We start from the raw sequence: 25420 nt of genomic DNA, 5'->3' as shown, positions 1-25420 counted from the left end.
CGAGAGATTCGGGTCATGCACACAACACTCAAGACCCGCCTGGTCGAGGTGGTCGTCCCGGTCTACAACGAGCAGCGGGCCCTGCGTGACAGCATCGGCCGGCTGCACGCCTACCTGTCGGGGACTTTCCCGTACGACTACCGCATCACGATCGCCGACAACGCCAGCACGGACAACACCTGGCAGCTGGCCATCGAACTGGCCGCCGAGCTGCCCCACGTGCGGGCCGTACACCTGGACGGCAAGGGACGCGGGCGGGCGCTGCGCCAGGTGTGGTCGGAGAGCGACGCGGACGTCGTCAGCTACATGGACGTCGATCTGTCCACCGACCTCGACGCGTTCCTGCCGCTGGTGGCGCCGCTGCTGTCGGGCCACAGCGACCTGGCCATCGGCACCAGGCTGGCCAGGGCGTCGCGGGTGGTGCGCGGGCCGAAGCGCGAGTTCATCTCCCGCTCCTACAACCTGCTGCTCCACCTCATGGGCGCCAGGTTCTCCGACGCACAGTGCGGGTTCAAGGCCGTGCGCACCGAGATCGCGCAGGCGCTGCTGCCCGCCGTCGAGGACGAGCAGTGGTTCTTCGACACCGAGTTGCTGCTGCTCGCCGAGCGGCACGGGCTGCGCATCCACGAGGTGCCCGTCGACTGGGTGGACGACCCCGACAGCCGGGTGGACGTCTTCCAGACTGCCAAGGACGACCTGCGCGGCCTGTTCAGGGTGGCTCGAAAGACGTTGTCCGGCGCGGCCCGCATCCCGGTGCCCGCCCGGGTGTCGCAGGCCCAGCTGCCGCGCGGCATGGCCGCGCAGCTGCCCAAGTTCGCCGTCGTGGGCGCGGTGAGCACGCTGGCGTACCTGCTGCTGTTCTCGGGGCTGCGGCAGATGATCCCGGTGCTTCTGGCCAACGCGATCGCGCTGCTGGTGACCGCCGTGGCCAACACCGCCGCCAACCGCCGCTTCACCTTCGGCGTGACCGGGTCTGCAGGGGCCATGCGGCACCAGTTCGAGGGCCTGATCGCGTTCCTGGTCGGGCTGGTGCTGACCACCGGCGGCCTGGCGCTGCTGCCCGACACCGTCTCCCACGGCGTGGAACTGGTCGCGGTCGTCGTGGCCAACGCGCTGGCCACGCTGGTCCGCTTCCTCCTGCTGCGGGTCTGGGTCTTCAATCCGAGCCGGAGCACGTCATGACCATGACCCTCGACCACCGCCGCTCTGTTTGGCGCGCCGCTGTTTGGCGCGGCGCCCCGGAAGATCCTCGCTGGTCCCGGCCCGCGCTCTGGATCGTCCTGGCCGTCGCCTTCGTCCTTTATACGTGGGCGCTGAGCGGCAACGCCAACGAGTACTACTCCGCGGCCATCCTGTCGGGCACCAAGAGCTGGAAGGCGTTCTTCTTCGGCGCGCTCGACTCCGGCTCGTTCATCACGGTCGACAAGCCGCCGCTGGCTCTGTGGGTGATGGGGCTGTCGGCGCGGATCTTCGGTTTCAACACGTGGAGCATGCTGATCCCGCAGGCGCTGGCCGGCGTGGCCTCCGTCGGGCTGGTCTACTCGTCGGTACGGCGTGCCTTCCCCGTTCTTCGGCCCGCGTCTGCCCACTCGGAGGTAGGGCAGGCGCATGTGGCCGCCCTGATCGCGGCCGTCGTCATGACGCTCACGCCTATCACGGTGGCGATCAACCGCGACAACAACCCTGACACCATCCTGGTGTTCCTGCTCGTGCTGGCCGCGTGGTTCTGCCTGGAGTCGCTGCGGACCGGGCGGCTGCGGTCGCTGTTGGTGTGCGCGTTGTTCGTCGGGCTGGCGTTCAACGTCAAGATGCTCCAGGCGTACGTGGTCGTGCCTGCCTTTGTCCTGGCGTACCTGCTGTGTGCCCGGGTCTCCTGGGGCAAGCGCGTGGGTCACCTGCTGGCCGCCGGGGCCGTGATGGTGGTGTCGAGCGCTTGGTGGATGGTGATCGTGGACCTCCTGCCTGCGGACTCGCGGCCTTATATCGGTGGTTCGACCGACAACTCCGTCTGGGACCTGGTCATCGGGTACAACGGCCTCGGGCGCATCTTCGGTCAGGGTGGCGGCGGGCCGGGTGGCGGCGGTGGCGGTGCGGGCGGGTTCGGCGGCGGGGGTGGGGCCTCGTTCGGCGGTGCCGCCGGGGCCGATCGGCTGTTCAACGAGACGATGGCGGGTCAGATCTCCTGGCTGCTGCCGTTCTGCGGGCTGGCCCTGGTGTTCGCGCTGACCGCGCGGTGGCGACGCGCCAAGCTCCTTGCGCCGCAAGGGGCCAACACCGCCCAGTGGCGACGCGCCAGGCTCACTGCGCCGCAGGGGGCTGACACGGACACGAACGCCGTCGCAGTCGCCGTCGCTGAGCCATGGGCCGCTGCGGGCGCGAGCACCGCCGTCAAGCCTGAGGCGACCAATCTTGAGGTGACCACGCCTTGGGTCGGCCTGGTCACGCCCGAAGGCGGCACCGCGTCCGAGGTTGGCACCGCGGTTGGCGCCGCGCCCAAGGTCGGCGCCGCGCCCAAGGTCGGCGCCGCGCCCGAGGTCGGCGCCGCGCCCGAGGTCGGCGCCGCGCCCGAGGTCGCTGCCCCGCCCATAGCCGTTGGCGCTTCGGGGGCCATCGGCACTTCGGGGACCGCCGGTCAGCCCGGGGCAAGCCTCGCCGCGTGGCTGGTCTGGGGTGGCTGGCTCGTGGTGCATTTCATGGTGTTCAGCTTCGCCAGCGGCACCTTCCACCCCTACTACACGACCGCCATGGCGCCGGCCGTCGCCGCCATCACCGCTTTCGGTGGGCTGGCCATGTGGGACGCCTACCGGCGCTCCTCCCAGGTGTGGGCCTGGGCGCTGCCGCTGGGGGTCGCCGTCACGGGCGTGTGGTCGTTCGTGGTGCTCCGCCGTACTCCCGACTTCGTGCCGTGGCTGGCCTGGGCAGTGCTCGCCGCGACCGTGGTCGCGGTGGCGGGACTGGTGCTCGCCAAGTTCCGCAAGGAGATCGCGGTGAAGGCGGCCGCGGTCGCGCTGGTGGCGACGGCGATCGCCGGGCTCGCCGGACCAGCCGCGTTCGCGGTGTCGCCCCTCGGCTCGCAGGTCAACGGCAGCAACCCGACCGCGGGACCGTCCAGCGGCGGAATGGGCTTCGGCCCCGGTGGCGGCGGCTTCCGCGGCCAAATGCCGTCGGGCGAGATGCCGCAGGGCCAGTTCCCGCAGGGGCAGATGCCGCAGGGGCAGATGCCTCAAGGCCAGATGCCGCAGGGCCAGGACGGGCAGGGCCAGGTCCCGCAGGGTCAGGTCCCGCAGGGCGACGGGCAGGGCCAAGATGGCCAGGGCCAGAACGGGCAGGGGACGGAGCGGCGGTTCGGTCGGATGGGCGGCGGCGGTCCCGGTGGCGGGATCAGCAGTTCCATGGTCTCCTACCTGGTGGCCAACCAGGGCAAGGCCGAGTGGCTCGTCGCCGTGAGCAGCGCCATGCAGGCGTCCTCGACCATCCTGTCCACTGGCAAGCCGGTCCTCGCCATGGGCGGCTTCACCGGCAGCGACCCCGCCATGACCGTCACCAAGCTCAAGGACCTCGTCTCATCCGGCAAGCTCCGCTACGTGATGGCCGGCGGCGACGACCGCGGCGGCCCCGGCAGAGGCAACAGCGAGGTCACCACCTGGGTCCAGGCCAACTGCAAGGCCGTGACCGGCCAGGATGGGCTCTACGACTGCTCTTCGTGATCCAGTCAAGGGGCGCCGCGTTTTGCAGCGACGCGGCGCCCTAGAACAGGTCTTCAAAGGGACAGAGAGAGCTTCCAAGGGACCGACGCTCTGTCGTCGATCCGCCGGCCTACGGGATCTCGGCCTCGTCTACACGGTGAACAGCATGAGGATCCTTATGCGCCTGTATGTGACCCGTCGCATCAGACCAATCCTTGGCTGGATCCCGAAAGCGGGTCTCGGGTAGCGACTCATCGGCCCGAACCGGCAATCGGCCTGTCCTGAACGCACCCTCTGTCCGGCGACTGCACGATCTATCACTCCATGGACCCCTGCATGCGCATATGTCGACATGTAGTACGGATCATGCGGTAAGTCGCATTCCGTCACTCTTGATCACGAAAATCGATCTTGTTTCCGTTTTATCTGGAGCTTACGCTCGGTCCGTTTGGCAATCTTGCTCCGAACCGCACGGTCGGGGGCCTTCGGGCTCGTGCCGGGTGAGCTGGGGCTTCGTCCGGTGCCGTGAGGTGCCTCGCGTGGTTCGGAGTGTGACGGCGTATGCGCCGCTTGCTGTCATGGCCTTGTGCTGTGCTGGTTCTTGCCGCCCTGCTGCCCGGCTTGTTGTCGCTTGCCGCCTTCCCCGTGGCCGCGCAGGCGCGGGTGATCAGTGAGACGGCGGATGCGCAAGCGAAGCTGGTCACGCCGAAGCAGCTGATGGGCTCAGGCACCCATGTGCCGAAGTCCGTACGTACCTCTGCCGACCAGCCTCCCAGGGGAGGTGCTTCCGCTGAGCGGCGGGAGCGCGTGCGGGGTGCGCTGCCGTTGGAGGTGCGTCCTGCGGTGCGGCAGCAGGCGGCGAAGTCAGACCTTCCGGCCGGAGTGCAGCGTGCGGAGCTGGCGGATCAGCAGACGTCCGGTGACACCTGGCCGCTGATCGATGACACCTATCCGGAGACCGGGTCGTTGGTGAGCGCGACGCCGCTGCTGGTGCTGGAGTACACGAAGATCGGTGTGGGGTCGGTCAACGACAAGGGTTTGAGCGTCTCGTTCAAGATCTGTGACATTCCGGAGGAGCCCGACCCGATTCCGCCGTTCCCCGCCCCCACGCCGACATGTGTGGAGTCCGGTGAGCTGGGGTGGGTGCATTCCTGGCGGGTTCCGGCGGGCGAGCTGAAATGGGGCAAGGAGTACAAGTGGTCGGCTCATGTGCGCGACCTGGACAGCGGCAGAACGGCCGACAGCGCCGAGATGCTGGTGACGACCGGGGCGCGGCAGCCGTTGACCAGCCCGCATCTGGGGGAACGGGCCAGCGAAGGCCAGGAGTTCGCGCCGATCGTGGGCAACTACACCTCCAGCTTCGTGGACGCGAAGGTGGCGGTGGCCGGGCCACCGCTGTCGGTGGCGCGCACCTACAACAGCCTGGACGCGCGTACCGATGGAATCTTCGGGGCGGGCTGGTCGACGCAGTGGGACATGAAGGTCCTCGCGGAGCGGCAGGGTACGACGGTGACAAGCCTGCTGGTCACCTATCCGAACGGGCGCCGGGTGCGGTTCGCCAGCCGGGGCAACGGCACCTATCAGCCGCCGCCGGGAATGCATGACGCGCTGGCCGACGTGACGGGCGGCGGCTGGCGGTTGATGGACGCGTCGTCGAACACCTACACCTTCGATGCGGCAGGCCGGCTGACGAAGATCGCCGATCGGCGGGGACGCAGTCAGACGCTGACGTACGCAAGCGATGGCACCTTCAGCCAGATCACCGGCGCCGGCGGTCGAGCGCTGCATTTCACCTGGAACGGGCCGAGGGTGGCGACGGTGTCCACCGATCCGGTCGATGGCCAGGCGTTGACGTGGTCGTACACCTACGTCGGTGGCAATCTGTCCACGGTGTGCGCGCCAGTGGCGGCGCCGAACTGCACCAGCTACAGCTATGCGGATGGGTCGCGGTATCGCAGCCTCGTGCTGGATTCAGAGCCGGTGGGGTATTGGCGGCTGGGCGATGGCGAGTATGAGGGCGCCGAGAATTTGGGCAGCAGCGGCGGGACCGGCGTGTACTACGGCGTCACGGTGGGGCAGCCGGGTGCGCTGGAGGGCAGCACGGACACGGCGGTCGGGTTCACCAAGTCTGCGATGGAGCTGCCGTTCTACGCGCTGTCGCGGGCACGTGATCAGGTGTCGGTCGAGGGTTGGTTCAAGACCTCGCAGAACGGCATCATCTTCTCCGCTGGCCAGTCCAGCTCCCCGTCTGGCGCCACCGGGCCGGTGCTGTATGTGGGCGTGGATGGCAAGCTGCGCGGCCAGCTGGGTGAGATCATGAACAGCTCCGGCGATTACGTGTACACGCCGATCACCTCGGCCGCGCCGGTCAACGACAACCAGTGGCATCACGCGGTGCTGACCGTGTCCGGCCAGCAGCAGAAGCTGTACCTGGACGGCCAGGCCGTCGGCCAGGTGAGTGGACAGATGTATGAGGAACATCGCGAGTTTGCCTATGTCGGCAGTGGTGATCGTGCCAATTCCTGGTCGGAATTCCCGGGCGGGCAGACGGCTTCGGGCGCGTTCGCGTTCAAGGGGTCGATCGATGAGTTCGCCGTCTATGACAAGCCGCTGACCGACGCGGAGATCTCCGCGCATTGGGCGGCCCGGACCAAGGTGGCCAACAAGCTGACGCAGACCACGCTGCCGTCGGGCCGGATCTGGGCGAAGAACACCTACGACCAGGCCACCGACCGGCTCAAGACACATATCGACCGGAACGGCGGCACCTGGCAGCTCGGCGAGTCCGAGATCGACTGGCTGACGCGGGAAACCAAGATCACGGTGACCGACCCACGCAACGGCACTCTGGACTACGTCTATGACCCCGGACGCGGTGACCGGCTGGTGTACGAGCAAGATCAACGCGGCGCCAAGACGAGCTACGAATACGACACCGGCGGCTTCGTGGCGAAGGTGACCGACGGTAATGGCAACGTCTTCCAGCGATGGAATGACAAGCGCGGCAACCCGATCCAAGGCAACTCCTGCCGTACAACGACGACCGACTGCCAGAACGCCTATGCCAGCTATCACGTCAATGAAGACGACGAGTTCGACCCACGCAATGACCAGATGCGCGTCTACCGTGATGCTCGTTCGGACGACGCTGACAGCGACACCTATGCCACTAAGTGGGAGTACAACCAGTATGGCGAGCAGCTCAAGGAGACAACTCCGGCCACCTCGGACTTCCCCAACGGCCGCTCGACCAGCGTGGCGTATACCAACGGGAGCGAGGCCGCGATCGGTGGCGGCACCACTCCGGCAGGCCTGATTGCCTCGCAGACCGACGCCCGTGGCAACGCCTGGACCTACCGCTACACCGCGGCGGGCGACCTGGCCGAGCAAACCAGTCCAGCGGGCCTGCTGACCAAGCTGACCTATGACGCCCTAGGTCGCGTGCGCGAGAAGTCCGAGGTCTCGCAGGCGAACCCGGACGGAGTGAAGACCACCTTCACCTACGACGGGCAGGGCCGTCCATTGACGCAGACGGAGCCTGGCGTCAAGAACGAGGTCTCCGGGGTCACGCACACCAAGCGCACCACGTACGCCTACAACCCGGACGGCAACAAGCTGAGCGAGACGATCGCCGACCTGACCGGCGGCGACGCCGAACGCTCGACCATCTATACCTACGACGGTCTCGGCCGGGTGGAGACGATCACCGACCCGGGTGGCGGCGTGGTCCGGCAAACCTGGAACACCCTCGGCAAGCTGGGCACGGTGACCGATGCGCGGGGGGCCGTGGTCGACTACGGCTACAGCGAGCGCGGAGAGTTGCTATCGCGCACGCTGAAGGGCTGGACCGATAGCCCGGTCAACCCGAAGCCGGCTACGGACGTGGTGCTGGAGTCGTTCACCTACGACGACGGCGGGCGTCTGGAGTCCCAGGTCGACGCGATGCTCCGCACGACCACGTTCAGGTACTTCAAGGACAACCTCCTCGACCAGAAGATCGCCACCGGCGTCAAGCTGAACGATCCGACCAACGCCCCGCAGGATGTGGTGCTGGAGGACCACACCTACGACGCGGCGGGCAACGAGCTGACACTGGTCACCGGCGGCGGCGAGGCCATCACCACCGACTACGACTACGACGCCGCCAGTAGGCTGACCTCGCAGACCTTCGACCCCGCCGGTCTGGCCCGTAAGACGGCCTTCGTCTACGACGCCAACGGCAACGTGCTCAAGACGACTCGTACCGGCACCGGATCCAGTCGCGCTGAGATCACCGAGTACGCCTACAACAAGGTCAACCAGCTCACCAAGACCACGGTGGAGAACGGTGATCAGGACCTGGTCTCCACCACCACCTACGATGACCGCGGCCTGGCCATCGCCAGCACCGACCCGCGCGGCAACGCCACCGGCGCGAACGCGGCCGACTTCACCACCACCATGCGCTACGACGCGCTCGGCCGCCTGATCGAGGCGAGCGGCCCGCAGGTCAAAGTCGATAAGGCCGGCACGTCCAGCGACGCCCACCCCACCGCCCACGTCGGGTACGACGTGCTGGGAGCCAAGACTCACGAGACCGACGCCGAGGGCCGTACGGTCACCTCGGTCTTCGACAAGGCCGGACGGCTGACCAGCCAGAGCGCCCCCAGCTACACCCCGCCCGGCGGCACCGCCGTCACCCCCACCACCGCACATACCTATGACACGGCCGGTCAGCTGATCACCACCACCGACCCGCGCGGCTACGTCACGACGTTCGAGTACGACAAGCTCGGCCGCCAGGTCCGCATCACCGACCCCGCCCCGGACGGCCAGACCCCCGGCCGGTCCATCATCGAGTACGACATGGCCGGCGAGAAGCTGGCCACCGTCGACCCGACCGGCGCCCGCAGTGCGGCCACCTATGACGGGTTGGGCCGTCAGATCACCCAAACCCAGATCGAACGCAAGCCCACCGCGGCCGTCTACACCACCGACCTGACCTACAACCAGGCGGGCTTCCTCATCAAGACGGTCGCCCCCGGCACCAAAACCGTCACCACGGACTACACGCCGAACGCCGCCGGCGAGGTCGAGAAGCAGATCGTCGCGCAGGGCACGGCCACGGCGACCACCACCACGATGAAGTACGACCTGGCCGGCCGCCTGATCAAGACCGCCGACCAGCGAGGCAGCTCCACCACCACCGAGTACGACCTGGCCGGCCGCAAGATCGCCGCCAAGGACCTGGAAGGTTCGACCATCCGGCGCACCACCAGCGCCGGCTACGACCCGGCCGGCAACCAGACCAGCCTCACCTCCGGCGAGGGCCACACCACCCGGCAGACCTTCGACGCGCTCAACCGAGTCACCTCACTGATCGAGCCGACCTCCGCCACTGACTCGATCACCACCAGCTTCGGCTACGACGCCGCCGGCGCCCGGACCCGCCTCACCGACGGCCGCAGCAACGCCACCTGGACCAGCTACAACAGTCTCGGCCTGGCCGAAACGGTGACCGAACCGGCCACCACGGCCCACCCGGCCGCCGCCGACCGTACCTGGACCACTGGATATGACGCGGCCGGCCATCCCAATGTGGTCATCCAGCCCGGCGGGGTGCGCATCGACCGCACCTTCGACCACCTGGGCCGCCTCACCAAGGAAACCGGCGCGGGTGGCGGCGCGGCGAGCGCTGAGCGTACCTTCGGCTACGACCTGGCCGACCGCCCCACCACCATCGGCGACCTGACCGTCGACTACAACGACCGCACTCTGCCGCTATCCGTCAAGCGCGGCGCCACCCAGTTGACCGGCTACGCCTACGACGGCCTCGGCAACCCCCGCCAGCGCGTCGATGCCGCCGGCGCCGCCACCTTCACCTGGGACGCCAACAACCGCCCGGAAACCGCCACCGACCCGGTCACCGGCCGCAAACTCACCTACGCCTACGACGGCGCCAACAACCTCGCTTCCCTGACCGCCACCACCGGTACCACCACCGTCGACACCCAGATCTTCACCTACGACTACCTGAACCGCCCCGAATCCCAGACCTTGCGCAAGGGCAGCAGCACCGGCACCCAACTCGCCAAGATCACCTACGGCTGGGACAAGGACGACAACCTCACCACCAAAACCACCGCAGGGTTGGCCGGAGCGGGCACCAACACCTACGGCTATGACCACGCCGGCCGCCTCACCTCCTGGACCGCACCCGGCGGCGCCATCACCGCCTACGAGTGGGACAAGTCCGGCAACCGCACCAGGGCCGGCAACAAGACCTACACCTACGACGAACGCAACCGCCTGACCACCGGCGACGGCACCGACTACGCCTACACCCCACGTGGCACCCTGGCCAGCCAGACCAAGGCCGGCGTCACCAACCAGCTCACCTTCGACGCCTTCGACCGCCTCATCGCCGACGGCGACTCGCTGTACAGCTACGACGCCCTCGACCGCGTCACTTCCCGCATCAAAGGCGCGGCCAAGCAGAATTTCGCCTACGCCGGACTGAGCAACGACCTGGCCGCCCTCACCGACAGCAGCGGCGCCATCCAGGCCAAGTACGGCCGCGACGCAGGAGGCACGCTCCTCGGCCAGCAAGAGGGCACCAACCCCGCCCTGGCCACGCTGACCGACCTGCACGGCGACCTAGTTGCCACCTACAACACCACCGCGCTGGCCACTACCACCGCATACGACCCGTTCGGCACCGTCACTGCCCAAACCGGCGTCAAGACCACCATCGGCTACCAGGGCGAATACACCGATCCGGACACCGGCAAGGTCAACATGCACGCTCGCTGGTACCAACCCGGCACCGGAGCCTTCCCCAGCCGCGACACCGCCACCCTCAACCCCAGCCCCTCCGTTCAGGCCAACCGCTACACCTACGCCAATGCCTCACCAATGACCGGCATCGACCCCACCGGCCACGAAAGCATCATCATCTCCGGCGACGCGGTCGGCGGCACCTGGAACTCCCCCTACACGCCAGGCATCGACTACCAAACAGCCGTCGACTACTACGCCCAGCACGGCATGATGATTGGAGGAGGCGGCACAGGAAGCGGACTGTGCATCGGCAGCTGCGGCTCCATCGGCAACTACTCAGGAGGAGCCATCGCCTGCGACATCTGGGGATGCGCAGGTGCCGAGGTCGATCCGAGCTGGGCCCGGATGATCGAACTGGAGAAGGAGAAGAAATTCTGGTTCGGTGACGACGAACTTGCGAGGCTGGGCTGGAAGGTCATGCATAACGGCAGGCCAGTCGAGAAGGGCGTGCCTTATTGGAAGATGTCGAAGGAAGCACAAGACTACTTCCTGGAGCTCTACGTGCCTTACTTCGAGTCCGCTGATGAATATCAAACCCTTGCAGGACTGGCAATGCTGGCAGCTGGCGACCTCGACCAATACATAGTGTCCGGCCCGGCTGCGGGGGATTTGACGGCGAAAAGGGCAGGAATCCCCGAATGGCTCAAGGGCGTATTCAACAGCATGCAGAACGGAGTAGGGGCTGCCGTCCAATTCATCAAAGATCTCGGTGCCAAGGCGATCGAGATCGGAGTAAAAGCCTTCCGTAAGCTCTACCCTTACATACCCAATAACATCGTCGCCGCTATGTTCGCCAATAGCAACCTCAGGGAAGTGGAACGCGACGTCATAGCCTGGGCTGATTCGGTAAAGGGAAATTGCGGCACACATCGGGGGATGTTGATGTGTACTGGGATGCCGGATAAGTATATCCCGAACGGGCGTAGCGGTTATACGATCGCCGGTGTATTCGTCACCAGGCTATGGTCAAAGGACATCGATGCGGACCTTGCCAAACACGAGAAGATTCATCGCGACCAGTGGTACTACTATGCCAATCAAACCGGATACTGGTTCGCCTTTCCCATTCTCTATGCGGCCGCCGGATTCGACGCATGCAAGAACCGCTTTGAAATAGAAGCGGGCCTGGGTGACGGCCAGTACCGCTGTTGACATACCGTAACGCTGTCGCGAGGATCCATAGCATGAAGAGGACCATAACCTTTCTGGCGCTCAGCTTCCTGGTGGTGGCCTGTGGCTACGGAAGCCCGGCGCAGATGGGCGCGACCGGGGTCACCGTGACTGCCAACGGGCAGCTCGTGATGGTGACGTCCTGGTGTGCTGGGAGCGCCCCGGACGGCGTGCAGGTCTACCGTTACGACTCTGCTGGCGAACTGCAGGACCAGGCAGACATCAAGGCGCCGTCGCTGACCGGCGGCAGCGCCTCCCTGAACTTGGAGGAGATACCCGCCGGGTGGTCTCTCCGGGAAGGAAACCTGAAGTTCGAGGACGGGGTGAAGTATAGGGTTGCCGCCTATTCCTCGAAAACTAATGCCATGTTCAGATCTGTTGATTTCACGACCAAGGTGAAGAAGGATGTTCCGCTCGACAGAATTTTGATCCAGGATTATCTGCCCGACCGTGACAAGAATGTCCTTCTGACTGACGGCGAGTTCAAGGCGCGGGCGCGACTCTATTGCTGAGCAAAGTGTGCTCACGAAAAGAGGCTACAGGGGTCTCGCATCGCGTCACCTTGGTGGCGACCTCAATGCCGTGCCGGCGGGTCATAACAGCTTGGGCTTTCTTCTCCACTCTTGCGGCGCCTGCGCCTGCCACGCTTGATGCGCTTCTAGCGTTTTCGCTCGTTCGTCAGTAAGAGGACTCTTCCTCGTTTCTTCCGAGGGTAGGGCTGGTTGGTGTGCCGCGATTGAGGAGCGCCGTAGTCTGGCATCATCTGACTTGCCCTTTCGGACCAAAAAGAAGGGCGCACGCAGTGATCGATCTTGGGCCGGGCATCCCGCTCTGGTTGAGCGGGATCCTCGCCGTCACGGTTCTCCTTGGGTGGCTGGGCGTCGCTGCCGCCAAGGTGATCAAGGAGTTCATGCCGAGCGGCAGCAGGGATCGCATGGAGCTTTGGTACACGTTTCTTGAGCACCGCCGAGCCCAGGGCCCCGGCGTTGATTCGATTTGTCGAGTTCCGGCATGTTGATCAGATGTTGTAGACGGCGAAGGCGGCATTGTGATCGAGCAGGTCACGGCGGGCATGGGCGATGTTGGCGCGGTCTGCCAGGCGCATGGTGCTGATGACCAGGTTGCGGAAGCTGGCCAGGACTCGGGGTACGGCACCGGTCCTGACCTGGGGAATGGTCCTCGCGGAAGGTGACGTCGCGGACCCAGTGGAGACGATTTTCCACGGTCCAGTGCGCGCGTTCGTAGTGGTTGAGGTGAGCGTACGGCAGGTAACTGATCGCCGACTTCATCATCGGTGACACCTGCCTGGACGGGACCGTGGTGCCCCGCAGGCGGGCAAGCCCCAAGAGTGATCTTCAAGCTCCATTCCTCTGACCGCACGCGAATTGGGGCGGAGCCGGCGGTCGGGGAACCTGGAGTCCAGGTTCCCCGTCGCCTAGAGCGTTCGATCAGGCGATGTCGAATTCGCCGTCGTTGACGCCTGCGAGGAAGGCGGTCCACTCCGATGGGGTGAAGATCAACGGTTTGTCGGAGCGGTGCCGGGAGTTACGGACCGCGATCACCCCTGGCAGGTTGGTGGCGACCTCTACGCAGTTGCCGCCGTCCCCGCCGCTGTGGCTGCTCTTTCGCCATTCGGCGTGCTGAAGGTTGAGGGAGTCACTGTGGGCCATGCGTCATCACGTCCTTGATGATGTTCAACGATAGATGGTGCGGGTAGGCCTCCGAGCGGACGCAATCGTAACGCCGCAGGACGCCGGAGATAATGGCCCGATCCTCATACGCTCGGCCGTGTGGTTGCGATTCCACGTACACCGTCGATGGTGTCCCGTGTCGCTCGGCGATGATCAGCCCGCCGAGCAGCCCCGCGTATGCCCCGGCGTTGTACGGCACGACCTGTACGGAGATCTGGCGATGTTGAGCCAGTTCCAGGATGTGGGCGAGCTGGTTTCGCATCACCTCAGCGCCCCCGACCGGCCTGCGCAGGACTCCCTCGTCCATGATGGCGGTGACCGTCGGCGGCTTGTCCCTGGTCAAGACTCTCTGGCGTTGCATGCGGGCTTCGGTGCGTTCGTCCACCTCCTTGGGGGTGATTCCGGGTTCGGCGGCGAACAGTGCGCGGGCGTATGCCTCGGTTTGCAGGAGTCCGGTTACCAGCATCGGCTCCCAGCTGCGTAGCGCTGTGGCCTCCTGCTCCTCATCGAGCCAGGCGCGGAAATGCTCGGGGCTGCCGGCCCAGGTCGTACGCACATATAGCTGTCCGAAGTCCTCGACGCCGAACTCGGTGTCGAGGAGGTCGGCGAGGTGCTGCGTCGGGCGGCGCCGACCCTGTTCGATCATGCCGATCTGGCTTTCGGAGTAGCCGAGCCGGTCGGCCAAGTCGCGTTGTGTCAGTCCGCCCGTGGTGCGGAGCCGCCGAAGGAGGTAGGCGAACGCGGCTCGCGGGCTCTCGTCTGGGTTAATCTCCTCGGTTCTGGACATGGACCTCCGATCGTAACTCTCCGCGCTGAAATGGATACGCAGCGAGCCTACAAAGAGTGTGGTGTGACTGTGGGGTGATTTTGCTGTCACTCTCTGTTCGCGATCGTCATTCTGGTGAGGGCCAGCCCAGCCGGAGAGCGAGGTAAGAACGTGAACGCCCACAAGCCCACCGTCCAACCTGTGGGCGCGCAGCCGACCTCCTCACTCGCGGATGAGTTCGCCGCCGAGCTCATCCAGGCCCTTGCTCGGCGGCACAACATCCCTGCGTTCGCTCTGCCACTACGAGGCGACCAGGTCACCATCTCGATCTACATCGGCCTGCTGGTCCACACCGACGGGACTCGGCTCTGGTGGCTCGTTCCCAACGCCCGTGAGCGCCCAGCGCCGCTATGGACGTACGCCGTCACTGTCCAGGCCGCAGCGGAACGGCTCGCCGCCCATTACCACGAACTGGGCAGCCGCCCCTTGGCCGAGTTGCTACCCGCAACCGGCAGGGAGATATGGCGCGGAGCCGCCTACTTCGCCCACAGCCCGCGCCCCTAGACACCGACAGGCCCCTCGTTGGGCACGCGGACGCCCCCGTGGTTACCGCATGCCTGACGGGGGGGCTACCAGCGCACCTATTCACAGCCACCGAACGGTACGTGGTCATGGCGTTCACACTCAGCTTCCTCAAGCGCTTCTGCAGGTCTTTCCGCACGTCAGATGCCGCGCCCAAGTACCTTTACTACCCGCCGACGTGGTCACCGGGCGGCCTGATGGAGAGCCCCGCGCATGTCGAGCAGGCCCTGCACTGGGACCTGCCCGATGATCCAGTCATCATCGGGCAGGCTCGCGATCTGGTCCGCGACACCCTCACCGCATGGAATCTGCACGACCTGATCGACGACATCACCCTGGTCATCAGCGAGTTGGTCACCAACGCGCTGATCCACGGAGCTCCTCCGATCAGGCTGTGCTTGGACCTAACCCCTGAGGCGGTGACTGGGCACGTCTATGACCAGGGCGCTGGACGACCTCGATGTCTCACGGTCCGGCACGATTCAGACCACGGTCGCGGCCTGTCGATCGTGGCTGCTCTCACGGACGAATGGCGGTACGAACTGGCCCCCTGCGGTGTGGGGAAGACCATCTGGTTCAGCCGCAGTCTCGAACCCGCATCCCCGCCACCACATTCCACGTGAGAGTCCGGCGGCAGAAGAGGACATGCCCCGAGCCGGTCGTGTTCGGGTCCGTCGAGGAGGCACGGAGCGCCGGAATCGAGATCGTCTATCAGGACCTCGCGCCCTGCTGACCGATCGCGCGCCTATCAGCCGGTGATCGGCGCGTTCACGGTCAGTGTCTCCTCGCCGGCGGGCCCGTTCAGCCGGATCGAGAGCTCCCAGACGCCGGTCATCGGGAACAGCTCGCCCTCGGCAACGAAGTGGCCGGGCTCCGGCTTGCGGGCGGTGATCTCTGGCATGGCGTGGCCCATCGCGGGCATCACCACGGACACGGCCACGCCGTCCGGATCGCCCGAAGTCAGCCGTACGTCCACGGTGACGCGTCCCGTGGTTGGCCGGTCGATCGAGACGGTGCCGACGTAGCGCGTTCCCGTGATGGGCTGACGCAGCGGGTCGGGGGCCGAGTTTCTGCCCACGATGAAGAACGCCGCCACCGCCACCGCGAGGACCGCGACGGCCACGGCCGCCCGCCTCACGACTGGCTCTCCGACGCCGTGACGTCCCGCCTCATGACGGACTCCCCGATGCCGTGACGTCGACGGTGAAGGGCACAGTCACGATGCGGTCGCCCGTCGCGTACTGGGCCCAGGCGAAGTACCGTCCCGCCGCCGGAAAGCTGAAGGTGAAGTGCAGCCGGGGGCCGGGTGAGCCCATCTCGTGTACGTGTCCGAGGAAGGCGCCGTCCTGGCTGCGTACGATCAAATGGCCGGTCATGCCCAGCCAGGGACGCACAGTGCCCGACGTGCCGAATTCGATCGTCGTTGGGCGGCCCACGACGGGAGCGGCGGGTCGTAGGAGCGGCGGGGCAGCATCAACGGGCGGTTCGGCCACAACAGACGCGACAGGTTCGCCGCCGACGCGGAACTCCCCGGTGACGAGTTGTCCGCCGGAGTCCTCACGCTCCAGCTCGGCATAGGCCAGATACCGGCCCGGCCGGTCGACTCGCATCATTACCTCCAACCGCCCCGGCGCCGTGCGCAGCGGGTGCACGTGGCGGAAATAACGCCCGTCTTCGCTGGTCACGATTACGTGGGCGAGGGCCTCGTGGTGGAGGACGAGATCGTCCACAGGCCGTCCGGTGGATCCGTCGATGAGGTCGAACCGCAGCGTGAACTCCTCTCCGGAGGCTGGGCGAGCCGGGGCCGTCACCACACGGCCCTGCGCGAACGGGCGCCCGCCGGTCAGCGCCCCGGCCGCCGTCCCCGCACTCGCCGCCACCGTGGGCGCGGCGCCGTCGGGCGGGGGTGCGGGCAGCATCGGCTCGAAGATGACGGTCACGGCGGCTACGGTCAACCCGATCGTGGCGCCGCCGGCCAGCAGCATCGCCGGACCGGGCCGGGCCAGTGCCCCGGTGAGCAGGCCGCCCACCATCAGCAGGGCCGCCACGAGCAGGCCGCCGTAGATCAGCAGCTCTCCGGCCGACCCGCGGTCCACCAGGACGCGGAACGGCAGCACGGCGACCTCGTTCCCGGCCCGCAGCGTGAGCTCGTGCGGGCCGGTCGTGTCCACTTTGAGCTGGATGTACTGAGGGTCCCGTGCAGCCCGCGCCACGCCCGTCACCGTACGGCCGTCCGCGACCGAGCGCACCTCCAGCCCGACCGGCAGGTCGGTCACCGGCTGGAAGGCGATGACACCGATCAGCAACGGCCCGGGCACCCGCTTGCTCCCCTTGATCACGACCGCGAGTTCCGTGCCGGCGATCGTCTGGGCGATCCGCAGATCCGCTCCGGCTGAGACATTGTGCGCGGCGGCCGGAGCGGCGCCCGCCAGCATCAGGACGGCGGCGAGACAGAGGACCCGGAGGACTCGGATCATGCCCGGTCGGCGTCGGCCGCGCTGGTCGGAACCGGCCCGGCGTCGGCCGCGCCAGAAGGAATCGGTTCGGCGTCGGCCGCGCCGGACGAAACCGGCTCGGCAGCGCCCCCGCTGGCCAGAACCGGCTCGGCGGTGACCGCGTTGGGCAGGAACAACGCCCCGAGCGCCAGCCCGATCAGCCCAGCCACAATCGGCGCCCCGGTCCACAACTCGGGAACAGCAGGCAGCCCGCCGGCCGCCACCGACGCGGCCCCGATGTACATCGACCACGTGAGGAACCCCGACAACCCGGCGAACGCCCAGTAAGCCCCCCGTCGCCCACCCGAAGGCCGCAGCCACCGGATCAGCAGATCGCTCACCAGGCCCGCAGCCACGAACGTCAGCAGAATCGACAGGTTCTCGAACGCGGTCTGCGCACCCGACATCAGAATGCCCACCGCATGCAGCAGAGTGACACTGCCGAACGGCAGACTCCACCGACGCGCCAGCAGCAGCACAGGAGCGAGCGTGACAACGTTGCTGATGACCATGGCACTGGCGATCCGATCGGCACGCGTGCCCTCCACGGAGGAGAAAGCGTCGACGATGCCCGGCCCGCTCCACTGCAGCGCATCGGCATACCCCAGGAACAGCGACACCAACGTGGTCGCGAACGCCAGCCCGACCAGCGCCGGGAGCAGCCGGCCGAGCGAGGGCCGCGGGCCCAGGTCGGGGGCCTTCCACGCGGAGCGGAGCGGGGTGGTGATGATGAGCATCATCGTCACGATCAGCCCGAGGTGCGAGGGGCTGAACAGGATGTCGATCGTGGTCTCGATGCCGAGGAAGGTGTGCCACATCAGGTCGAAGAGACCGAAGACGGCGAACGCGGGTATCGCGAGCAGCCCGGCCAGATAGCCCATGGGCACCGCCGCCACCCCCTGGCGGCCGGTCCGGGTGTTACGCCATACCTGCCAGATGATCCAGCCGGCGACCGCGGCGAACCCCGAATAGAACGCCGCGTGCCACGGCGTGAAGAACGTCTCCAGCTGCGTCAGGTTCGTGTGCGCCCAGGCGTCGATCATCAAACCGATGCCGAACCAGACCCCCAGCAGGGCGGTGACCAGGTCCGTTCTGGGTGACACCCACCCGCGCTGCTCCCCCGAGTCCGCGAGTAATCGCCGTATTCCGGCGTTGGCCATAGCCATGTCGAGGCTCCTCTCTTCTAGATCAAATCTTGGCAGACATAGCTGGGAGTCGCGAAGATCGGGGATTGACAACGATGTCAACCCAAGCGCTTGATAGTCCTATGTCGTCGGCACCACTGCTCGAAGCCCGGGAGATCGTCAAGAGCTACGGCCAGGTCGAGGCGCTGCGCGGCGCGGACTTCACTCTGTCACCCGGCGAGGTCGTGGCGCTGATCGGCGACAACGGAGCGGGCAAGTCCACGCTGGCGAAGATCCTCTCAGGCACCGAACGGCCGGACTCGGGGGAGATCGTCTTGGACGGCGAGCCGGTCGCGTTCGGGTCCGTCGAGGAGGCCAGGAGCGCCGGGATCGAGACCGTCTACCAGGACCTCGCGCTCTGCCCGGACCTGAGCCCGGCGGGCAACTTCTTCCTCGGCAGGGAACTGCTCAAACCGGGCCTGCTCGGCCGACTCGGCTGGCTCGACAACGCCGCCATGCGCGGCCGTACCAAGGAGGCCTGTGAACGGCTCGGCGTCCAGCTCAAGTCACAGGTCGCGCCCGTCTCCACGTTGTCGGGCGGGCAGCGGCAGGGTGTGGCGGTGGCGCGCGCGGTGACCTGGGCCCGGCGGGTGGTGTTCATGGACGAGCCGACCGCCGCGCTGGGCGTCCTGCAGACCCAGCGGGTGCTCGACCTCATCCGTGGCGTCCGCGACTCGGGCGTGGCCGTCGTGCTGATCAGCCACAACATGCAGGACGTGAAGGCCGTCTCGGACCGGGTAGAGGTGTTGCGGCTGGGGCGCCGGGTGGCCAGGTTCGACACGGCAAGGGTGTCCATGGAGGACCTGGTCGGCGCCATGACCGGCGCGATCGAGCACGAGAACGGCAGGTGAGCGCCGTGGAGCGGGTAGAGGCGGGCGACCAGGCGCGGCTGGGGACCAGCAGGTGAGCGCCATGGACCGGGTACGGCTGCGGGACCGGCAGGTGGTGTGGATCGCCGCCGTGCTGGCGGTGCTGCTGGTGACCTTCTCGGTGCTGCGGCCGGGCAGCTTCGCCACCTCCTTCAACCTGCTGAACCTGGTCAGCGACGCCGCCATCCTGCTGCTCCTGGCCACCGGCATGACGTACGTGATCATCACGGCGGGCATCGACCTGTCGGTCGGCGGGGTGCTGGTGTTCTCGGCCGTGGCCGCGACGAAGATCATGGAGGCCACCGGCTCGCTCCTGCTCGGCGCGGCGACCGCCGTACTGACCGGTCTGGTCTGGGGCCTGCTGAACGGCGTCCTGGTCGCCAAGGGCCGCATCCCGGCGCTGATCGTGACGCTCGGCACGCTGGGCATGTCGCTCGGCGGCGCGCTGCTGCTGACGGGCGGCGTGGACCTGCGCGCGCCCGGCGACCTCAACCTCGGCCTGGGGCTGGCGCGCTGGCTCGGCGTGCCGCAGATCGCGTGGATCTGCGCCGCGATCACCGCCGTGCTCGCCGTCGCGCTGGCGCGCACCCGCTTCGGCCGCCACACGTACGCGATCGGCTCCAACGCCGAGGCGGCCCGCCGCGGCGGCGTGGCCGTGAACAGGCATCTGATCAGGGTGTACGGCCTGGCGGGGCTGCTGGCGGGCCTGGCCGGATACCTGTCGCTCGCCAAGTACGGGATCACCGGCGTCTCCGCCCACTCCACCGACAACCTCCAGGCCATCGCGGCCGTGGTGATCGGCGGCACCTCGCTGTTCGGCGGCGTCGGGACCGTGGTCGGAACCGTCATCGGGGTGTTCATCCCGGTGGTGCTGCAGAACGGGTTCCAGATTCTCGGGGTGCGGCCGTTCTGGCAGCAGGTGGTGGTGGGCGCCGTGCTCGTCGCCGCCGTCTATGTCGACCAGTGGCAGCGCGGCAGGCGCGACCAGTAAGGAGACGACCATGCGCAAGGCTTTGGCACTCGCGACGCTGTTGTTCACCGTCGCGGCCTGTGGTGGTGGTGGGACGACAACCCAGAGTGAGCCCATCAAGATAACGCTCATCCAGGGCCTGGCGGGGGAGGAGTTCTACGAGACCATGGCGTGCGGCGCCAAGGCCAAGGCCAAGGAGCTGGGCGTGCAGCTCGACGTACAGGGGCCGCAGAAGTTCGACCCGACGCTGCAGACGCCGATCGTCAACTCGGTCATCGCCGGCAAGCCCAGCGCCATACTGATCGCGCCGACCGACGTGAAGGCCCTCATCGCGCCGCTCACCCAGGCCAAGCAGCAGGACATCAAGATCATTCTGGTGGACACGGTGGTCGAGGACCCGAGCATCGGCCTGTCCAGGATCAGCAGCGACAACGTCAAGGGCGGCGCCGCCGCCGCGAAGGCGCTGGCCGAGCAGATCGGCGACAAGGGCAAGGCGCTGGTCATCTCCACCGACCCGGGCGTCAGCTCGGTGGACGCCCGGATCAAGGGCTTCGAGGAGGAGATCAAGGCGAACCACCCGGGGATCTCCTACCTGGGCGTCCAGTACTCGCACAACGACGTCAGCGAAGCCTCCAAGATCGTCAACGCGGCGCTGGCCAAGGACCCGGACCTGGCCGGGATCTTCGCCACCAACCTCAACTCGGCCACCGGCGCCGGCTCCGCGCTCCAGCAGGCGGGCAAGCTGGACAAGGTGAAGATGGTCGGCTTCGACGCCGGCCCCGCACAGGTCAAGCAGCTCCAGGACGGGGTCGTGTCGGCCCTCATCGCCCAACTGCCCGGCGAGATCGGCGCGAAGGGCGTCGAGCAGGCCGTCGCCGCGGTGAAGGGCCAGCAGGTCACCGCCTCGATCCCGACCGACTCCACGATCGTCACCAAGCAGAACCTGAACAGCCCCGAGATCCAGAAGGTGCTCTACAAGGCAGGCTGCTGAAGGCCGATAGGCTGGCCCGGTGCGGAGTACGAGCCGGGCCGAGCAGGCTGACCATCGCAGGGCGGAGCTCCTGGAGGCCACCCGCAAGGTGGTCCTGGAGCGCGGCCTGGCCAACACCCGGATCGCCGACATCGCCAAGTCCATCAACGTCAGCGGCGGCCTGATCCACTATCACTTCGCCACCAAGGAAGAGCTGATCACCGCCATGCTGCGGGCCACCCTCGACATCGAGGGCGCCCGCCTGGCGGAGCTGGCGGCCGGCCCCGGCACCGCGATCGACCGTCTGGACCGGGTCCTGCGCTACTACATCCCCGAGTCCCGCTCCGACCAGAGCTGGCTCCTGTGGATCGACGCCTGGAACACCGCCCTCCGCGAGCCGACGGTCAGCGAGATCATGCTGGACCTCGAATCGGCCTGGCTGGCGGCCCTGACCCAGGTTCTCGCCGAGGGCACGGAGTCGGGCGAGTTCAGCTGCGCGGACCCGGCGGCCTCGGCCGAACGCATCGACGCCATGCTGGACGGCCTGATCATCCGCTACACCCTCCATCCGGAGGTGCTGACCCGCGCGCGCCTGCTGGACCACGCGCGTACGGCGGCGGCCAGAGAAGCCGGCATCGAGCCGACGGCCTTCGCATAGGGAAGGCGCTTTCCCGGGTGGCCTAAAAAAAGCGCCTAGGCCGGCAGCGCGGCCAGGAGGAAGGCAAGGCGCGCGGCGGCACCTTCGACGTCGTCCGTCGTGCCGAGCCGGTAGCCCCACGAGGTGATGAAACTTCCACTCTCGGAGAGGGTGACGGTCTCGGCGAGGGTGGCGGAGAAGCGGTTGCGCACCGACACATAGGCGGGGTCGCTGGAAAGAGCGAGATTCTGTACCGCCAGGTCGGCGTGACGTCCCGCGTACCAAGCGAACTGCTCAAGGTTGAGCGCGGTATCAAGCATCATCCGTCACCTCCGCAACGTCTCCGCGACAGAATTGCACGATCTTGTGGCGGGAGGCAAGCAATTGCGGCGGTTAATGTGAGGATTGTTTTCGATAATCGTCAAGAATGCTGATGATGACGTCCCGGCCGCCCTCGTCGAACTCCGCGCACTTGGCGTAGTCCTCGAAAGCCCGCACGTAGAAGGCGATGTCGTCGGGGTCCCGCAGCACCAGGTCCTTCGTCATGGTGGCCAGGCCGATCATGGCCTCGTTGTAGATCCAGAACCCGTTGATCGGCGACGAGGGGATCTCGGTGGTGAACGGGATCACCCCGAACTCCACGTTCGGCAGCGTGCTGACCGCCAGCAGCCGGTCGAGCTGGCCGTGCATGACGTCGAGCGGGGCGATCCGGGTGCGCAGCGCCGACTCCGTCACCACGAACCTGAACGTGCGGCTGCGGTCATAGAGGATCTCCTGGCGCTGCATCCGTACCCGGACCGCCGCGTCGATCTGGTCGGCGGCGCTGTAGAGGCGCTTGACCTTGCGGAACACGTGCCGGGCGTACTCGGAGGTCTGTAGCAGCCCGATCACGATCGACGGCTCGAACACCCGGAAGAGCTTGGTGCGCGCCTCCAGGTCCCGGATGTCCTCCTGGAGCGCGGCCAGGCCGCTGCGGTGCCGCTGCTTCCAGTCGTCGTGCCGCTCCAGCAGCGCGATGGATTGCCTGATCAGGTCGTCCGCCGTGTCCGGAGGCGCGTTCACGGCGGCCGCCCAGACGACCACGTCGTCCTCTGTGGCGGTCTGCCGGGCGTTCTCCAGGCGCGACACCTTCGACGGCTGCCATCGCAGCCTTTCGGCCAGCTCTTTGCCCGAAAGGTGAGCGGTCTCGCGCAGCTGGCGTAGCTGGCTGCCGAGGTCGATGCGCGCCTGCTGAAACGACGTCACCGCATGAGGCTAGACGGGGTTGCGTGGATCATGCCAGACCCGGTTTGCAATTGTGATCAATCGATCGCGAAGGGTTTGCTGTCGCTGCTGGGGAAATCGGTTGCCGGAGTTTCGGACAGGACCCGGCGGGCGATTTCGGTGATGAGTTCGCGGGGGACCTCCACCGCCGTCTCGCCGTCGAGCACGTCACGGAGATCCGCGAGCGCTTCTTTGTCGGTGAGTTCAAGACCCTGGATGACGATCGTGCCCCGATCCGTCTCGTACAGGGTGGGGCAGGCGCCCGCCTCCGATGTGGAGCCGAGGAACCGCATGCGCATGACTATCCTTCCCCGAGTATTGCAATTGCGCGCAATTGTACGACTCGGGAGGATATATGTGATCGTTTTGGGAAAAATAGGTATTTAGGGACGGTCGAGAAGTCCTCCCATGAACTCCTGAGCCCTCGCGAACAGGGCCAGCGTGGTGGCGTGCAGCAGGTCGCCGATGTCCCTGGGCGCCTGCCCGGCGCAGGCCCTGGCGTGGCTGCCCTCCAGCACGATGCCCAGCTTGAAGCAGGCCAGCACGGCGTACCAGTCGATGGCCGACAGGTCGCGCTCGGACAGCGCCGTGTAGTAGGCGACGAGTTCGCCCGGTTGCGGCAGCCCCGGGACGTGGTCGTTGTTCGACGGCCAGGTGGCCAGCAGCCAGCCCAGGTCGAGCAGCGGGTCGCCGATCGTGCACATCTCCCAGTCGACGATCGCCGCCACGCGCGGGCCGTCGTGGGCGAACATCAGGTTCGCGAAGTGGTAGTCGCCGTGCATGACCCCTGGCGTGAACGTCGCGGGCCGATGTTGCTCCAGCCACTCGGCCGTCTCGGCGAGATGCGGGATGTCGGGTCCGGGGTAGCCGTCGAGCCGGCCGTAGGAGTCGAGTTCCTTGAGCCAGCGCGGCACCTGCCGTTCCAGGAACCCGTCGGGCCGGCCGAAGCCGGGCAGCGCGGCGGGATCGACCCGACCCAGCTCGGCCAGCGCGGCCGCCGCCTCCAGCCCCATCCGGTGCCGGATCGCCGGATCGGCGGCGTGCGGCTCGGGCAGCCCGGTCGACGGGTTGAACCCGTCGACCGGCTCCATCAGATAGAAGACCGGCTCGTCCGCCGTCTGCGCGGCCACCAGCCTCGGCGCGGGCACCGGCGTGTCACGCAGCACCGCGAGCACCCGCGCCTCCCGGCGCAGCACCTCGTTGCTCTTCTGCCGGGCGTGCAGGGGAGGTCTGCGCAGGATGTACGGGGTGCCGCCGCGCTCGAAGCGGACCATGACGTTCTGCGTGCCGCCGAGGACAGGGACGGCGCCGCTGATGACACCGCCCGTCAGGCCCTGGGCGTCCATCCAGGCGCCGAGCGCGCCGAAGTCGATGACGCCGACGTCGATGTGGGTGGAGGTCATCGCCGCCCTCTTGTAGAATGATGTTCTAGTACCCTATGAGACCCCCGTTCGAGCGGTCAACCGAGCGCCTGCATGAACGGCAGGAACTGACGGCTCCTGTCGCCAGGCAGGTCCCCGCCCAGCACCATGAGCGAGACCTGCCACGGGTCGCCGATGCCGTGCTCACCAGCCCATCTGACCAGGCCGTCCTTGGCCAGGTCGAGATCCAGTCGCACGACGCCGCCCACGTGCAGGGCCAGATCGCCGATCAGCGCCTCGGCGGTCTCCTGGTCCCGCGCCACGACCGGGCCGATGACGACGTTGTCGTCGTTGCGCCACGCGTGGCCGAAACCGCCTTCGGTGATCCGCACCTGCTCCCCGAAGCCGAACATCCGGCGCAGCAGCGCCGACCTGTCCGTGCCGAACACCTCCGCGTCCAGCGCCAGAACTTCGTCGAGGTCCGCCGCCGTGGCGGGCCGGGTCCTTCCGGAACGCTCGCCCCGGAATACGCCGGTGTGCTTGGCGACCCTGCCGACGGTACGGAAGCCGAGCCGCTCGTACAGCGGGCGCCCGTTCTCGGTCGCGTGCAGCGACACGACGCGGTCTCCCGCCTCCCGCAGCGCGTGCTCCATCAGTTTGCCCGCCAGCCCCTGCCTGCCGTACCGGGAGGCGGTGAGGACCATGCTGATCACGGCGTGGTCTCGGCCGTAGCGGGTCAGGATGGTCGTCGCGGCCAGGCCGTCCCCGTCGGGCGCGTCGATCCCGTACACCTCGCCGACCTCGAACAGCAGCCCCCACTTGTGCCGCTCGGGCGGCCAGTCACGGTCCTGGGCCAGCCGGGTGCAATCGTCCAGGTCGGTGGGGGAGAGCAGGCGCGGGTTCATGCGGGACATCTTCCTGGTCCCCGGCCGGTCGTTCAAAACGATTTACTGAGCG

Annotated in this window: 20 protein-coding genes; 10 read left to right on the top strand and 10 right to left on the bottom strand. The window is 67.2% G+C overall.

All coding sequences use genetic code 11. The annotated features are described in order from the left end of the window. Positions 1-15: 15 nt before the first annotated feature. The 4 genes from AB0B91_RS00930 to AB0B91_RS00915 all read left to right on the top strand — a co-directional run bounded on the left by AB0B91_RS00930 (position 16) and on the right by AB0B91_RS00915 (position 12187). Positions 16-1182, top strand: a complete 1167-nt coding sequence (locus AB0B91_RS00930) for a bifunctional glycosyltransferase family 2/GtrA family protein (protein WP_358312975.1) — start codon at positions 16-18, stop codon at positions 1180-1182. Continuing rightward, positions 1179-3707 carry a glycosyltransferase family 39 protein gene (locus AB0B91_RS00925; protein WP_358312972.1) on the top strand — a complete coding sequence of 843 codons (2529 nt, stop codon included), beginning with the start codon at positions 1179-1181 and terminating at the stop codon, positions 3705-3707. The genes AB0B91_RS00930 and AB0B91_RS00925 overlap by 4 nt, the downstream gene beginning before the upstream one ends. Positions 3708-4277: 570 nt before the next feature. Further along, entirely contained in the window at positions 4278-11657 is a 7380-nt protein-coding gene (locus tag AB0B91_RS00920; protein ID WP_358312969.1) for an RHS repeat-associated core domain-containing protein, read from the top strand. Between the two features lie 32 nt (positions 11658-11689). Then, entirely contained in the window at positions 11690-12187 is a 498-nt protein-coding gene (locus AB0B91_RS00915; RefSeq protein ID WP_358312966.1) for a hypothetical protein, read from the top strand. Between the two features lie 936 nt (positions 12188-13123). On the opposite strand, the gene AB0B91_RS00910 is transcribed toward AB0B91_RS00915, so the two are convergent. Further along, on the bottom strand, positions 13124-13345 hold the full coding sequence (locus tag AB0B91_RS00910) for a DUF397 domain-containing protein (RefSeq protein ID WP_358312963.1): 222 nt from the start codon (positions 13343-13345) through the stop codon (positions 13124-13126). Next, positions 13332-14153: a helix-turn-helix transcriptional regulator gene (locus AB0B91_RS00905; RefSeq protein WP_358312960.1), complete on the bottom strand. Its 822-nt coding sequence runs from the start codon at positions 14151-14153 to the stop codon at positions 13332-13334. The genes AB0B91_RS00910 and AB0B91_RS00905 overlap by 14 nt, the downstream gene beginning before the upstream one ends. A gap of 150 nt (positions 14154-14303) precedes the next feature. Here AB0B91_RS00905 and AB0B91_RS00900 point away from each other — a divergent pair, with 150 nt between their 5' ends. Beyond that, positions 14304-14696, top strand: coding sequence for a hypothetical protein (locus AB0B91_RS00900; protein ID WP_358312957.1), 393 nt, complete (start codon positions 14304-14306; stop codon positions 14694-14696). A gap of 107 nt (positions 14697-14803) precedes the next feature. Then, positions 14804-15337: an ATP-binding protein gene (locus AB0B91_RS00895; RefSeq protein WP_358312954.1), complete on the top strand. Its 534-nt coding sequence runs from the start codon at positions 14804-14806 to the stop codon at positions 15335-15337. Between the two features lie 125 nt (positions 15338-15462). Here AB0B91_RS00895 and AB0B91_RS00890 read toward each other — a convergent pair whose 3' ends face one another. Genes AB0B91_RS00890 through AB0B91_RS00880 form a run of 3 tightly spaced genes read right to left on the bottom strand, consistent with a single transcriptional unit; the run spans position 15463 to position 18375 of the window. Beyond that, on the bottom strand, positions 15463-15852 hold the full coding sequence (locus AB0B91_RS00890) for a hypothetical protein (protein WP_358312951.1): 390 nt from the start codon (positions 15850-15852) through the stop codon (positions 15463-15465). A gap of 31 nt (positions 15853-15883) precedes the next feature. Further along, on the bottom strand, positions 15884-17191 hold the full coding sequence (locus tag AB0B91_RS00885) for a hypothetical protein (protein WP_358312949.1): 1308 nt from the start codon (positions 17189-17191) through the stop codon (positions 15884-15886). Further along, positions 17188-18375 (bottom strand): hypothetical protein, encoded by a 1188-nt coding sequence (locus tag AB0B91_RS00880; protein WP_358312946.1) that lies wholly within the window; start codon positions 18373-18375, stop codon positions 17188-17190. The genes AB0B91_RS00885 and AB0B91_RS00880 overlap by 4 nt, the downstream gene beginning before the upstream one ends. 101 nt (positions 18376-18476) lie before the next feature. Between AB0B91_RS00880 and AB0B91_RS00875 the strand changes: the two genes are divergently transcribed. From AB0B91_RS00875 to AB0B91_RS00860, 4 genes are all read left to right on the top strand, one after another. Further along, on the top strand, positions 18477-19244 hold the full coding sequence (locus AB0B91_RS00875) for an ATP-binding cassette domain-containing protein (RefSeq protein WP_358312943.1): 768 nt from the start codon (positions 18477-18479) through the stop codon (positions 19242-19244). Positions 19245-19305: 61 nt separating this feature from the next. Beyond that, the gene (locus tag AB0B91_RS00870; RefSeq protein ID WP_358315651.1) at positions 19306-20253 is read left to right on the top strand and encodes an ABC transporter permease; all 948 of its coding nucleotides are present in this window, start codon (positions 19306-19308) and stop codon (positions 20251-20253) included. A gap of 10 nt (positions 20254-20263) precedes the next feature. Then, entirely contained in the window at positions 20264-21223 is a 960-nt protein-coding gene (locus tag AB0B91_RS00865; RefSeq protein ID WP_358312940.1) for an ABC transporter substrate-binding protein, read from the top strand. A 19-nt stretch (positions 21224-21242) separates the two neighbouring features. Beyond that, the gene (locus tag AB0B91_RS00860; protein ID WP_358312937.1) at positions 21243-21860 is read left to right on the top strand and encodes a TetR/AcrR family transcriptional regulator; all 618 of its coding nucleotides are present in this window, start codon (positions 21243-21245) and stop codon (positions 21858-21860) included. Between the two features lie 35 nt (positions 21861-21895). Here AB0B91_RS00860 and AB0B91_RS00855 read toward each other — a convergent pair whose 3' ends face one another. From AB0B91_RS00855 to AB0B91_RS00835, 5 genes are all read right to left on the bottom strand, one after another. Beyond that, positions 21896-22162 carry a hypothetical protein gene (locus tag AB0B91_RS00855; RefSeq protein WP_358312935.1) on the bottom strand — a complete coding sequence of 89 codons (267 nt, stop codon included), beginning with the start codon at positions 22160-22162 and terminating at the stop codon, positions 21896-21898. A 70-nt stretch (positions 22163-22232) separates the two neighbouring features. Then, positions 22233-23084: a helix-turn-helix transcriptional regulator gene (locus tag AB0B91_RS00850; RefSeq protein WP_219529548.1), complete on the bottom strand. Its 852-nt coding sequence runs from the start codon at positions 23082-23084 to the stop codon at positions 22233-22235. 56 nt (positions 23085-23140) lie between these two features. Then, complete coding sequence (locus AB0B91_RS00845) at positions 23141-23401, bottom strand: hypothetical protein (RefSeq protein ID WP_358312913.1); 261 nt, start codon at positions 23399-23401, stop codon at positions 23141-23143. Positions 23402-23485: 84 nt separating this feature from the next. After that, positions 23486-24505: a phosphotransferase family protein gene (locus AB0B91_RS00840; protein ID WP_358312910.1), complete on the bottom strand. Its 1020-nt coding sequence runs from the start codon at positions 24503-24505 to the stop codon at positions 23486-23488. A 56-nt stretch (positions 24506-24561) separates the two neighbouring features. Further along, the gene (locus AB0B91_RS00835) at positions 24562-25368 is read right to left on the bottom strand and encodes a GNAT family N-acetyltransferase (RefSeq protein WP_358312907.1); all 807 of its coding nucleotides are present in this window, start codon (positions 25366-25368) and stop codon (positions 24562-24564) included. Positions 25369-25420: the final 52 nt, after the last annotated feature.

The organism is Nonomuraea sp. NPDC049141, from assembly GCF_040648415.1.
Classification (GTDB): Bacteria; Actinomycetota; Actinomycetes; order Streptosporangiales; family Streptosporangiaceae; genus Nonomuraea.
Note: the sequence above shows the minus strand (reverse complement) of the source record. Positions and strands in the feature narration are given on the sequence as shown.